The 13601-nt window shown below is 56.5% G+C and carries 10 protein-coding genes; 2 read left to right on the forward strand and 8 right to left on the reverse strand.

What is annotated here, in order from left to right:
- Positions 1–17 precede the first annotated feature (17 nt).
- Together VN12_RS16445 and VN12_RS16450 are read right to left on the reverse strand one after the other, a co-directional pair.
- The gene (locus VN12_RS16445) at positions 18–1415 is read right to left on the reverse strand and encodes a UTP--glucose-1-phosphate uridylyltransferase (RefSeq protein WP_146677855.1); all 1398 of its coding nucleotides are present in this window, start codon (positions 1413–1415) and stop codon (positions 18–20) included.
- Between the two features lie 15 nt (positions 1416–1430).
- The gene (locus tag VN12_RS16450; RefSeq protein WP_168164464.1) at positions 1431–2174 is read right to left on the reverse strand and encodes an FKBP-type peptidyl-prolyl cis-trans isomerase; all 744 of its coding nucleotides are present in this window, start codon (positions 2172–2174) and stop codon (positions 1431–1433) included.
- 194 nt (positions 2175–2368) lie between these two features.
- On the opposite strand from VN12_RS16450, the gene VN12_RS16455 reads away from it, so the two are divergent.
- Positions 2369–3406: a zinc-dependent alcohol dehydrogenase gene (locus tag VN12_RS16455; RefSeq protein ID WP_146677857.1), complete on the forward strand. Its 1038-nt coding sequence runs from the start codon at positions 2369–2371 to the stop codon at positions 3404–3406.
- Positions 3407–3484: 78 nt separating this feature from the next.
- Here the strand turns inward: VN12_RS16455 and VN12_RS16460 are convergent, their stop codons facing one another.
- The 5 genes from VN12_RS16460 to VN12_RS25900 form a co-directional block, all read right to left on the reverse strand.
- Positions 3485–4504 (reverse strand): nicotinate-nucleotide--dimethylbenzimidazole phosphoribosyltransferase, encoded by a 1020-nt coding sequence (locus VN12_RS16460; protein ID WP_146677858.1) that lies wholly within the window; start codon positions 4502–4504, stop codon positions 3485–3487.
- Between the two features lie 5 nt (positions 4505–4509).
- Positions 4510–5745 carry a CpaE family protein gene (locus VN12_RS16465; RefSeq protein ID WP_146677859.1) on the reverse strand — a complete coding sequence of 412 codons (1236 nt, stop codon included), beginning with the start codon at positions 5743–5745 and terminating at the stop codon, positions 4510–4512.
- A gap of 27 nt (positions 5746–5772) precedes the next feature.
- Positions 5773–7287, reverse strand: coding sequence for a type II and III secretion system protein family protein (locus VN12_RS16470; protein WP_168164465.1), 1515 nt, complete (start codon positions 7285–7287; stop codon positions 5773–5775).
- A 175-nt stretch (positions 7288–7462) separates the two neighbouring features.
- On the reverse strand, positions 7463–8554 hold the full coding sequence (cpaB, locus tag VN12_RS16475) for a Flp pilus assembly protein CpaB (RefSeq protein WP_168164466.1): 1092 nt from the start codon (positions 8552–8554) through the stop codon (positions 7463–7465).
- Between the two features lie 268 nt (positions 8555–8822).
- Positions 8823–10796: a hypothetical protein gene (locus tag VN12_RS25900; protein ID WP_168164467.1), complete on the reverse strand. Its 1974-nt coding sequence runs from the start codon at positions 10794–10796 to the stop codon at positions 8823–8825.
- A 280-nt stretch (positions 10797–11076) separates the two neighbouring features.
- Here VN12_RS25900 and VN12_RS16490 point away from each other — a divergent pair, with 280 nt between their 5' ends.
- The gene (locus VN12_RS16490) at positions 11077–12591 is read left to right on the forward strand and encodes a hypothetical protein (protein WP_146677863.1); all 1515 of its coding nucleotides are present in this window, start codon (positions 11077–11079) and stop codon (positions 12589–12591) included.
- A 213-nt stretch (positions 12592–12804) separates the two neighbouring features.
- Here the strand turns inward: VN12_RS16490 and VN12_RS16495 are convergent, their stop codons facing one another.
- Positions 12805–13416, reverse strand: coding sequence for a thymidine kinase (locus VN12_RS16495; protein WP_146677864.1), 612 nt, complete (start codon positions 13414–13416; stop codon positions 12805–12807).
- Positions 13417–13601: the final 185 nt, after the last annotated feature.

Below are 13601 nucleotides of genomic sequence, written 5' to 3' on the forward strand. Positions count from 1 at the left end.
CAAGCTTTCGTGGGCCATCACGCGAAATAGGTGTCCGAATGAATGGTTCCTTGGGATTGGATCTTGGATTTGACGTCATCGGCATCCCAAGCCCACATAGGATGAATTTCTACCAGACACTCCGGGGTGCATTCTACCCCAGCCTCGGCAAGCCATCTCTTGGCTCGATCGCTGATGGCTTGTTTGGCAGACGCGGGAGTGTCGGTCGGGGCTCCGTCAGCGTTCTTTACAGGAGCAAAGACATCCTTTGCGTCCCCCTCGACGACAATCGCTCTCGAGGCCCTCGGCAAAAGATCGAATACAAATCGTTCTAATTTGATCGCATTGGGAGAGGTGGGACGAACGATTTGGCCCGATGGATCAAGGTAAGGGACCGCTTTGTTGGCGAGGTGAATTGGAAGGGAATCAGGATCTTGGCTGCACCTCTCCAGAAATGTTCGATCCATCACATGAACCGCAATATTGCCCGCCCAGAGTCGGAGGGATCCATCTTCGTTGGTTTGCTCGGCCAATTCGGAGGGAAGATCGCTGTACTCGATGATTTGTGTTTTTCCGTCGATCGAGACGACGTTTCCAACTTTCTCGGTTGCGAACCGCTTCTGAACGACCTGGGTCGTCATCTGCGACCCTGCCAGAATGTGATGTCCGAGAAGCGTGGGGTCGCATGCAGTAACAAGTGGATTGTCGACTTGCGCGTAAAAGAAATACTCGATGCCTTCGGCTCGGCACGCATCGAGAATGCCGTGAGTTCTCAATGCTTTGACGATACCGCCGTGGCCATCGGGACTCATCGCAATGCGACCGGGGGATTCCAATAGAACTGCACCCGTTTCGCGATCGACCGCCGGCATGGTTCCCTGCTGGAAGATCGTTACATGGTCTTTGGAAAGCCCCAGCCAATGGTGGGATTCGAAGTACTCGCGGGTCTCTGCGTCGGTCGCGGGGCTAGTCATGATGAGAAGCGGGATGGAAACTCCAAACTTCTTCATGGCGCCTCGAAGGGAATCCGCATGCATCGCAAAGAGACTGCGATGGGAAACCGGACCGATTCGGAACATTCCCTTTGGTTTGTCGAACCCCAGGCGGGTACCTTGTCCGCCTGCGACGAGGATCATCGCGACCTTTCCGTCGCGAATCGCCTTCTCACCCGCATCATAAGCAGCTCGCTGCACCGAAGCAGATTCGTTCAATCGAATCGCATCGGGCGGCATGGCCCGGGAGGCCAGGGCATGCCAGTCGACGCTTTGGCCTTGTCCCTCGATCGTACGGCGCAATTCGTCAAAGTCGATTGCGGATATTTCCTCCTGCAAGCGAATCCGATCGGGATCGGAAAGCGATTGCAGGTGAGCGAGGAGCTGGTCTTGGCAGAACGATTGCAATCGTTCCTTGAGGGATTCCCATTCGAGCTGCATCATGCCTGGGACCTTTGTTTACTTCAGAACGTCGAGCAGTTCCAATTGGAAAATCAAGACTTCGTTCGGACCGATCGAACCACCTGGTCCTCCTTGCTCGCCATAGCCGAGTCCTGGTGGAATCGTGACCAACCATTTGTCTCCGACCTTCATGCGCTGGAGCGCTTCGGCGAAGCCCGGGACGACACGGCCCACAGGGAACTTGGCAGGCTCACCCCGTGCGATCGACGAATCGAACACGGTTCCATCGGTCAACTTGCCTTCGTAGTGGACCATGACCGTATCCGCGACGGTCGGTTGTTTGCCGGTGCCGGTCGCGAGGACTTGGTATTGCAGACCAGACTTGAGGGTCTGGACGCCTTCCTTGGTCTTGTTCGCTTCCAAATACTTATTGGATTTATCCAGGTTGGCCTTGGCTACTTCCATCAATTTCTTTTGGATCAAGCTGTTGAGGGTGGCGACGACACTATCCATGTCCTTTTCGCTCAATCGAGGTTTCTTGCTAGCCAATGCATCGACCAAACCGGCGAGCAGTTCCTTGGCATCGATGTCCTGTTCGGTCATCTTCCGACTGGCCAAACCTGATCCGAAATCGAAGCCGAGGAAGTAGCTGCAATCGGCCTTGGAGGCATTCGCAGCGGGGGGATTACCCGCGACGATCGGAGCTGGAGCTTGAGTTTGTCCGCCTATTGGTTCTTGAGCTGATGCCACGGTCCCCATACCGATCATGAAAAGGCCAACGAGCTTTATTTTCCAACACATAACGTATTTTCCTAAGACAAAAAATCGATCGTGAAACGAACTAGGGGGCGTCGCTAGAATGGTTACAATCAGCGATTTGGTAGAGACTACCCGACATCGTAATGCGATCCCAGGGCATTTTCTGCCAACCCCCGCTGGCGAAACCATTTTTTCTTCTCGTTTTTGTTCCTCTATACCTCTCTAGGACCTGCATTTTGAAAGCCTTACTGCTGCAAGAGTACAAGAAACTCGCCGTTGTCGACCTTCCTCAACCGGAATGCGGTCCTGAGGACCTTTTGGTACAAGTCAAAGCGTGTGGGATTTGCGGCAGCGACATCCATGGTTTTGATGGCAGCTCGGGACGGCGTATTCCTCCTCTGGTGATGGGGCATGAAGCAGCAGGAATCGTCGTGGAAGTCGGTTCAGCGGTGCGTGGATTTTCCGTCGGCGATCGCGTGACCTTTGACTCCACCGTCTCGTGTGGGAAATGCCATTTCTGCCGCGCGGGCTCGATCAACTTGTGCGAGAACCGACAAGTCCTCGGGGTGGCTTGCAACGAGTTCCGCAGGCAAGGTGCATTTGCACAATTCGTCACGGTACCACAGCACATTGCTTACCCGATTCCCGAATCGCTCCCTTTTGAACACGCCGCCATGATCGAAGCGGTCTCGATCGCCGTCCACGCGACGAACCGCACACCCAAGCATCTCGGGGGATCGGTAGTGGTTGTCGGTGCAGGCATGATCGGACTGCTTTGTATTCAAACACTGAAGCTTGCGGGCTTTGCCAAGATCATCGCTATCGATTTGGAGGACGAAAAGCTGCAACTGGCGTTGAAGTTGGGTGCGACCCACTCGGTCAATCCGAAAAAAGAGGATCCAGTTGCACGCGTCATGCAGTGGACCAACGGACGAGGTGCCGACGCGAGCATGGAAGTCGTCGGTGCAAAACCTACTGTCAGCACTTGTTTTCAAGTCGTGCGGCGCGGAGGATCGGTGACGTTGGTTGGAAATCTAACTCCTGCTGTGGAACTGCCTCTTCAGACTGTTGTCACACGCGAACTCTCGGTCTTCGGATCCTGTGCCTCGAACGGCGAAATACCTCAGTGCATTGAGTTGTTATCCTCTGGGGCGATCCAAGTGCAGCCATTGATCACCGCGACGGCATCGCTCGAGGAAGTGCCTCAATGGTTCGATCGGCTCTATGCGGGTGAGAAGGGGGCGATGAAGGTCATCGTCACGCCCAATCGCTAAAGGTCGGATCGCGGCGAAGAGATGCCCGTTTGGCATGGTTTCTCGCAATAGCGGGGAACTTGACTGATGCGCGATCGATCAAGGATTGGGGAATATCAATTCGCTCGTCGGAATTGTCTTGCGGCACCAAGCGGCCGCACCGAGCAGCAGCGGGTAAAGGGCGAGTGCATTCGATCCTTCGTCCTGCCGGATATTCCAATTCAAATAGGGTGAGAGCCCCAGCTTTTCAAGCATAAGGTCGTGGATTCGAGTGCCGGAACGCCCCGCTGCGATCATCGAGCCAACGGAACCAGGGACCATACGTTCGGCGATCAAAGCCGCCGAGGTCGAAACGACTCCATCCAGCAAGACGACTTGCCGTTGTTTGGCCGCCTGCGCGATCGCGCCAGCCATCGCGATGATCTCCAGACCACAGACTTCTGCGAGCCCTGCGTCATCGATCTCATACCCGCTCCGCTGCAAAACGCGATCCGTCGCGGACTCGATCAAGCTTCTTGCGGCGGCGGGCTCCGAGAACAGTGGGGTGGATTCCGTATCCCAAACCGAATCGAGCGGCGCGTCTGCCAACAGCCTAGCCAAGCAGCTTGCGACGAGTTCTCCTCCGGTACCCATCGCGCCAAGAATCAAAACCTTGGACCCTCGAAGCTGGGCCATTCGGGCCTCATCCATGCCAATCTTCCAACTCTCGCGAAGCTCGGAGAGAGACATGGCGGGAGCGTGAGAAATATCGTCGGTTCCCATTCGAACCGAGCGGTTTGCAAGCTTCGGGTGGGAGATGCGCGCTGGCCGAGCTGCTCCGACGTCGACCACCCGACGATCGATTCCGTACGACTCGGCGACGACTGCCGCGACCGTTCCCCCGATCGCCATCTGCTCCATCATCACCGTTGTCATGCCGCGCGCCGCGTCACCGATTCCGGACAAGGCAAAACCGTGATCGGCGGCAAAGACCAACAACTCTGCAGGTCGGATCTCAGGTGCAGTGGATTGTTCTATTCGACAAAGGTGGGCAGCTAACTCTTCCCATCGTCCCAACGCTCCGTGTGATTTCGCAAGGGAATCGAGATGAGATTGGATTTGTGCCGACTTCAATGACATAACCGTTACTTTGCTTTGGCTGCGGATCGACCGGGCCAAAAATTCTTCCAGCCGCTCGCGATACCCTTGTCGATGGTTCCTTTGGTGGCTTCCTCGGTGGAGGTAATGACTCCGCTGTCCAGGAGTTCAGTTAATTGCATGACCGCTTGCGTGATCAAAGCCTTGGGAGCTTGTTCGATCAGCGGTTGCCCGTTGTTCCGCATTTCGACCATTGTTCGATAGTCGTTGGGGATTTGAAAGAAGACCTCGCGACCGATGGTCTCTTTCGCTTTCTTCAAACTGATCTGCCCACTTTCGAGCCCAGCCCGATTCACCACGACTTTGATTTTATCCCGAATCGATTCCATTTGTTGGAGGCTCATCAGAAGACGAACCATATTTCGGAGGCATGGTAGATCGAGCTGAACCATCAAGACGATTTCGTTGGACATCTCGAGCGCGGTCAAGTCGACGTGCGAAAAAGCCTTTGACATGTCGATGACGACGTGCGAGAAGGATGCTCGCAGGAGCCCGAACACCCGTCGTAGACTGTCCGGGTTGATCAAATCCAAGTCCTGCAATTGCACGGGTCGCGGGAGCAAATACAAACCGGAAGAGTGTTTGGTCAACGATTTTCGAAGCAGCTGGAAGTCGAGTCGTGAAACGTTTTCGGTTACGTCTACCAGGCTGTAGTCGGGAATCGAGTCCAGGAAAACGTCGGCGTCTCCGAGGGCCAAGTCGAGATCGACGAGAGCCACAGAGTTTTCGGGTTTGCGAGCCAAATTGCAACCGATATTGACGGCGATCGATGTGCAGCCGACGCCACCGGTTGCCCCGGAAACCGCGATTACTTTGCAGCCACGCGCTTTGCTATCCCCGCTCCCGTACTTCGATTGCAACGCGCGTTCAAGAGCCGAGTACAGCTCCTCCACATCGATGGGCAGCGGTAGGAATTCGCGAGCCCCCGACCGAATGGATTTCAGAATCATCTGACCGTCGGTGCTGGATGACACGGCGAAGATCAAACAGTCCGGGGCCGACATCCGAAGCTTGTCCATCAAAGCGAGTGCCCGATCTGGCCCCCCATCGAGGCAGATCATTGCTGCATCGGGGTGCGACTGTTCGACGACATCCGCAAAGAACTCATAGCGAGAGCATTCTGCATCCAGCCAGACAATGTCCATCCCGAGGAGCATCGATTTCAGCTTCTCGCGAGAATGGTCGTTGGGATCGACAATCGCTAACCGTAAAACATTGCTCATGATGGAAAGTTGATCGAGTTTGACGGGTTATTGGCGAGGAACGGGTGGCAGAGGCCGAGCGTAGCTTGCATTGGTCGCTTGAACAGGCGACGCCTGGCGAACTCCCGAGGAGGTATCGGTCGGCGAAGAGGCCTGTCCGTAAAGAACTGTTCCGGATTGGGATTGTGTTGGCGGGCAAATTTCGGGTCCGCAAGCGGGTGGAACCTCGATGTAGCCTTTCAGGTACAACTCCTTGTCGACGGGGCTGTCGCTGTTGAATCCGGGGCCACCCATGGGGACTTCGTGGCAATCCATCGGTGCCGCAAAGTTAGGTGTCACCAAGATCAAAAGCTCGACCTCGTTCTGTACTTCGCGATTGGTTCGGAAGAGAGCGCCGAGATAGGGAAGATCAGATAGCCCGAGAAGTCCACTGCTCTCCGCCTCCGTTCGCACCTGCAGCAGACCAGCCAAAGCGAGCGTCTGCCCCGCTCGCATTTCGACTGCGGTGTCCACGAATCGGCTTCGTATGCCAGGTACGCTGGTCCCTGCGATCGTTACGCTTCGCCCGGGATCGATTTCGCTGATCGTGGGACGAACTTCCAACCAAATCCGACCATCGCCACGCACTTTCGCGACGAAGTCCAGACGGGTTCCAAACTCACGAAATTCAATACCGACTTGCCCCAACCCTGCAGGAACAATGATCGGGAACTCGCCGCCGGAGTTGAAACTGGCTGGTCGGCCGTCGATCGCTACCACCGTCGGATCCGCCAAAACCTTAGCGAGATTGTTTTGACGGAGCGATCTTACCAGCCCGAAAAACTGATTGCCGCTATCCACCACACCGAATTTAAACGTTTCATTTCCAGCATTCAGCAGCGCACCAGTCGTTGCACCGGGGGCGATCAGGCCACTCGCACTGGTTGTGACAAAGTCGTCTCCGAAACTCATGCTCCAGTCGATTCCCAACTGCCGAAGCTTCGTTCGCGAAACTTCCATGACCTGGGTCTGCAGCATGATCGTATGAACGCCGATGACCTCAATCTTGTTAATAACCCGCTGGTAAAACTCTTCTGCGATGGTAACGACTTGCTCGACATGCTCGTCCGAAGTGACTTGCCCTGAAATGATAACGGCGTCGCGTATGGGTTGAACGCTGAGCGTCGCAGTGGGAAAGTGCTGGTCCAAGATTGACTGCAATTCGCGAGCATCGCCCGTCACGACGACTTGAACGTTGTAAATCGTTTCATCCAATCCCTTGGCATCGATTTGAGTCACGCCGGTGGCCAAGGCGGAAACCAAGACTTCGTTCTTCTGCGTCGCTTGGACATTGAGAACGGTTGGATTGTTGATCGTGGCAGTCACGATGGGCTGGGGGAAAGTGAGATACTGCGAAGTGGAGACGATCATTCGCAGCGATTCCTGCTGCTTGGTCACCGTCATCCTCCCCGTTGGAATCGGTTTATCCCCTTCCCCCGCCGACAGCCTTGCGCTGACGCAGAGGATTCCCATGACGGCGCACGCTCGCAGAATTCCGTTTAGAGAGTTAAGTCCGCGTCCCATTTGCAATTCACTTCCCTGTGAAAGAAGGCGTCGGGATAGCCTCCGATTCGGTTCCATCCCACTCTTGGCATTCCATTGCCAGCGACCGGCATCCTGCGATCGCGACTCCGTTTAGACAGCATTTAACGACTAAACGGATTCACATGAAAGTATCGACCGTTCGGCTCGTAGGAGATTACTTCGAGGGTGGGTAGGCTGCCTTAAATCCCCCAAGTTGCCAACTCCCCCCAGCCGGATCCCAGTTGAGATTGGGGCGTTCGCTTCCCTTCGCGTTACCCGAATCGGCTACTTCTTTGACTCCAGCGGATGCGGGAGGTGCAAAACTGGATGCCGATGGTGTACCGCTCTGAATACCGCTGGTCGAAAGGCCTTCGATTCCCTCTTCAGCCCCCTCATCCACCTTGCGCGGCATCTTGTCGCCTTCCTTCCAACGGAACCGATTCGAACCCTCCGGTGTGATGATCATCATCTCGTGTTCGATCTTCGGTGCAGCTGGTTGTTCGACAGTTTCTCGAACCAAGCTGACAGCGTTCGGCTCGCTGGAGCGAGGTGCCTCGGATTCCTTCAACCAAGCCATGAAGCTTTCGCCGTCATCCATCCTGCTCTTCGCTTCTTCCGATAGTTCGGGCGGACGAAGTGCAACGCGTAGCTTCCCAAGGTTTGCTGCGGTATCCAGCACCGCATACTGCTTGTCTTTCACCAGCAATTGAAACGTGCTCGAAGAACGACGCGCGGTCGTCGGGGCATCGGGATCGATCGACGCAATGCCGTCGACCATCAATACCTCTAAATTCTCCAGTACCCGAACGGTGCCGGAGGTTTTGATCTTCATCCCCTTTTCAAAGAAGCCGAAAACATCGACTCGATCTCCGGGGCTGATGTAACCGCTACCACCATTTTGCTCGTTGACGACCAAATCGAAGACGCGGTAACCTTCGGGAATCACCAGCTCCTTCCCTTTGTTGGCAAGCTTGATTTCGATCAAAGGTTCGTTGACATAGAGTGGTTGCTTGGCAAATTTGCCTTCGATTTGCTTCAGGTCGACCAAGGCTCCTTGGGGAACTTTGTCGGCTGGCCACTTCTCGATTCGCACGGAATCGGGTGTGATCTTGGAAGCAGCCGAAACATTTTTGGCGATCACGAGGATTTCGGCAGTCTGGACTGCCACACCACCCTTCTGATCCAAAACGACTTGGCTGACCGCTACCGAGGCGACGATGCCACACCCTAGCGCTATAAGCAACAACAACAACGACTTGGCACGCATGAGACGCCTCTCATCGGATCGACCGAAGAAACAGGGATAGGCGTCCATGCCAACAATGCAAACCTAGCTCATTTTTGAACCAGAGGATGCGATTTCACTCGACTCTGCTCATCGAGTCTTCGTCCGATGCGCGATGACAAAATCCCAGCCGGCCGCTGTTGTCGGGAGAATCCTTGCCCCATGAAAAAACGGCAGAACCCAAACTCTGTCTTGGGCCCTGCCGTTTCGATGAAGCAACGCTCGCTATGCAAGCGATCGAGATTGCGTCTTAGTTGTTTCGAGGGGGTCCGCCAGCACCAGGTCCGCCAGCACCAGGTCCGCCTGCACCAGGTCCGCCTGCACCAGGACCACCGGCACCAGGACCACCGGCACCAGGACCACCGGCACCAGGACCACCGGCACCAGGACCACCGGCACCAGGACCACCGGCACCAGGTCCGCCTGCACCAGGTCCGCCTGCACCAGGACCGCCTGCACCAGGACCACCGGCACCAGGACCACCGGCACCAGGACCACCGGCACCAGGTCCACCGGCACCAGGTCCACCGGCACCAGGTCCACCGGCACCAGGTCCACCGGCACCAGGTCCGCCTGCACCAGGACCGCCTGCACCAGGACCGCCTGCACCAGGACCGACCACCCCCGCGCCGCCAAACGGTCCAAAAGGCGAGAATGTGGGATCTTCGGTCGTAGTTTGCTCGCCCGAGAAATCCTTGAACGCGACTCGCAACTCGTACATCGGTGAAGCGACCAGCGTTCGAAGTGCGTTCAAGTCATTGAACTTAGCGGTGTCGTTGAGAACCTTCTGGAGTTCTTGCAATTTCTCAATCGCGTACTTGATCTTGTACTTTTCGTCTTCCGGAATGATTTTTATCAGCCCGCTTTCGGGGCGGCTTGCCGTCTGCGCAGACGCTGCACCCGTGGCGCCGTTGAGCGCAACGTGGATGCGTTCCAGTCTTTGATTGAGTAGGCGGCGAGCATTTTTGAGATCGGCAGGTTGAGGAGCTCGCGATTGAGTGGGAGCTCCGCCGTACCCACCGAATATTCCGCTACCTTCCCCTTCACCGCCATAACCACCGCTTCCAGGGCCTCCGGGTCCGCCGCTCCCTCCTGGATATCCACCTGATTCGCTCCCATATCCACCTGAGCCGTATCCCGAACCACCGGAGCCCATTCCCATGGGGCCCGAGCTCGCGACCTTGGCTCTCCACAACTTGTCGGATTTGAGGCCGAACTTTGCGATCTCGTTGGAGATGGTCGTGATTTGTTCGGGGGTGTAAGTATCTGGAGCGAGATTGATATGGCCGAAGCACATACAGCTAATTTCTTTGAGCCACTCCGATGAGCGAGCGTCTTGGAGGACTTCCAAAACGAAGCTCGCCACTTTTGCGGTCGCAATTTTCGTCGATTCCGCCTTGGGATCACCCGTCGTTGCCAGCGCCGTCATCGCCAGCAGGGATTGCTCCATCATTTTTTGATGGGCTTCTGGAAGCCGGTGATAGGGAGCGACCACTGTTAGCAGAGGTGCCAGTTTATTGGTAATTTTGAGTCGAATTTCCTCGGTCGCAGCATCCTTTGGATCGGTGGGTTTGATCTTCAAGGACTTTTCGAGGGTATCGACGGCCATGTACTGGATTGCGTCTAGTTCCGTCGGGTCGAGTGCGATTTCGATCAAGTTGTATACGCGGGGCTCGGTAACGGCGGGGGTGTTTCCGGCGGGTTCGCTGTAGAGCTGCATGGCGATATGGAACGTCAACACCCGAGACGTCGTGCTGAATCCCGCGTCTTTTCGTATGACTTTATAGAGTTCCCCCAGCAATCGACGATTGTATTCCGCTCGAAACGGCTTGCTGGCTCTCGCGAGGGCTTGGCCAATGTCATCATCGACGATGTCCTTCCTCGCCAAATTGACGTCCGCGATCTTCCCGACGGCGTCATCACTCCCATCTGGTTTTGCGGGATTGGTATCCACTTGAGTGAGCAGGGGAATCAGGTACTCGCTGTAGTACTGCATCGTCGCATCGAGCGATGTCCCGGCCTTCAGTTCTTTGCTCTTATCCGATCGTTTGGCGTCGCGCGCTTTGCCTGTCAGTTTCACCTCGAGCCGAGTGGGAGCATTGCCCTGCGCGTGGAGGGGCTCCGACCAGGAGACAGGGGTCACAAGACCGATCCCGATCACCAAGGCGACAAACCGACGACGCAGTTCGGCACGTTTCGGGGACTTTCGATGTATCTTGCTCATAGGACCGCTCCGCCGAAGATTGGCAGCTGGAGAAGAGGAAATAGGAAGGCGCACCATACTTAGATTAAGGCGCCGCGCGGGCGAGTGTCAACTTTCTTCCTGAGGTTTCGCGCGGAAGCATGAATTTATCCCCACGCTCCAGGAACTCTCTATCCCGTAAAGCGGATTTGACTGCTACAATGCGGGTATTCGGAGCGCAGGGATGCAGACCGTTCATTGGCCAGCGCGTTGCCCGATCCGAGCGCACCCTCCAACACTTCTTTTTCGATGAAAATTGGTTATGTCGGACCATTGGAATAGCTTGGCAAATATGCTCGGAACCCCTTCCCTTTCGCCCCAATCGAAAAAATCGGAGAGGGCCAGAGGAACGACCGAATCCCCTTCGAAAGGGGTGACTCCCCCGATCGAGCAGGTTGCCCCTGCTCCGGTTCCGGTTCCGGTCGAAGAATTGCCTGTTTCCGGCAAGGCGAAAGAGCCCTCCAGGCTCCGATCTTCATGGGACGCAGTGACTTCCTTTTTTGGCATCCAGTCGGGCGAATCCGCACCCGCAACTGAATCGACACCTGAGGAAAAGCCGCTCGCGACCGAACGCCCCTCTCGTTCCCGCCAGGAAGCCGCGAACAAACGCTCGAAACCGAGCTTGTGGGCTGACACACCGGACTTGGCGTCGGCTGAACCCGCCCCCCGAGAGCGGGACCGAGATCGAGATCGTGCTGCTCCCGCTCCCGCATTGGACCGAACTCTTGAACCCGATGCCGTCGAGGAACCCGTCGTTTCGTTTGGCGAACCCAAACGACTTAGAAAGGGGGCGAATCGCCGGGACGCAGGTCGACGAGACGACGATGTCCGCGCCGAGAGCGAATCCGACAATCGAGACTCGGCACCGGCTGCGTCGGAGCGAGCGCCGCGTGGATCGGGAGATCGAACCCGTCCCGAACGCAGTCGATCGGATCGGAGCGGCTCAGATCGAGAACGAGCACCGCGCCGCCACGACATCGCCTCCGACGCGTCCCCAGCAATGGATGCACCGAAACGAACCCGCAATCGTAGCGAGTCGTTGGACGATGAGAACGGAGTTCCTGAGCGACGCTCCGAACGAAGACCACCGCGACGTGGACGCACCGACTCGCCTGCGGTTGTCGAAAACGAACAAACAGATGAACCGTTGGAATCGACTGCTCCAGCCAGTTCCCCACGAGGAAGAGATGCAGGTCGCCGCGAGCGTCGCGAGCCTGATACCGCAGCGCGTGATTCGGAGCCACGGCGCCGAAGCTCCCGCGATGACGAACGACGGGATGCACCTTCGGATCGTTCGCGGGGACGTGCTCCCGCTGCGGAACGAGAGGACGGAGACTCGATAGAACCAGCTCGCAGACGCACGCGATCCCGTCGCGATGACGCAGCGTGTGAGGACGAACCCGTTCGCGAAAGGGAGCCAGCCGGTTTCGCATCGGGCCTCGATGATTTTGAACAAGACGATGCACCCGTCAGCCGTCGCGACCGCGATGACTCACGGGATTCTGAGGACGCGACAGGCGACGAACGATCGCCTCGCAAGCGTCGCTCTCGCCGCCGTGGAAAGGTGGATGGAAAGGGAGAGAAGTCGAGCCGTCGCGATGAAGACTCCACGCCGGAAGAGGATCGAGAGGCCATCGAAGCCGTCGCGAGCCATAGCAAAATCCCATCTTGGTCGGACGCGATCGGTGGATTGGTTGCTGCAAATATGGAGAACCATTCGCGTGGAAATCATTCGCATGGTCGTGGTCGAGGACGAGGCGGTCGTCCCTCACACTAGGCTTTCCCGCTCGCTAGTTAGTGTTATGCGAGTAGTGAGCGCTGCCTGCTAATGGGTGATGCGCCGGGGGGCGATCAAGCCTTCTGGGCACGGAACGCCAGGACGCACGGGCGCTCAAGTCTTTCACCGCGAGAGCGCGACGGCAGTGTTAGGTGGGCGCCAACATTTGATCGCTGCTGTGCGAGCGCGGCCAATGTCGTGGGAGCCTAAATCTTAAAAATCGTCGAAAGGCAGGTCCTTCGTCGTTCGCTCCGCTAATCCTTGTTTGAAGTGTTTGCGACAGACGGTTACGTACCGTTCGTTCCCTCCGATCTGGATCTGTTCTCCCTCTCGCATGGGCTTTCCGGTTGAGTCGATCCGTAGCACCATTGTCGCCTTGCGCCCGCAGTGGCATATAGTCTTGATCTCGTTGAGATTATCCGCCCAAGCCATAAGGCTTTGGCTGCCTTCGAACAAGTTTCCTTGGAAGTCGGTGCGCAAGCCGTAGGCAAGCACGGGGATATCCAGCTCGTCGCACACGTCGGAGAGCTGTCGCACTTGCTGCTTACTCAAAAACTGTGCCTCATCGACGAGCACGCAATCGACCTTCTGTTTTTGGTTTTCGCGTTCGACTCGCATGTAAAGATTTTCGCTAGGCGAAAAAGGGATCGCGTCTGACTGCAGGCCAATGCGAGAACTGACGATACCCACTCCATAGCGATCGTCGATCTCGGGTGCGAAGACCAGGGTTCGCATGCCTCGTTCGCGATAGTTGTAGCTCGACTGAAGCAGGATGGTCGACTTCCCTGCATTCATCGTCGAGTAGTAAAAGAATAGCTTGGCCAAACTCTCCGTCCCCCCGCGCAATCGAAATTGGTATGGATACCCTTCTATCTAGCAAGTGATGTTTATACCGGAAAATCTGCCCCGCATAGCCCTGCGGAGGTGATGGGAGTGGGAGCGTCTCCCCATTACCATCCGTGGAGGTGTCGCGTCGCAAGATCGAAAGGAATCGGGGTGTCTTTCTCTTG

The sequence above is a fragment of the Pirellula sp. SH-Sr6A genome, assembly GCF_001610875.1.
In the GTDB taxonomy this organism is placed as follows: domain Bacteria; phylum Planctomycetota; class Planctomycetia; order Pirellulales; family Pirellulaceae; genus JBKCUI01.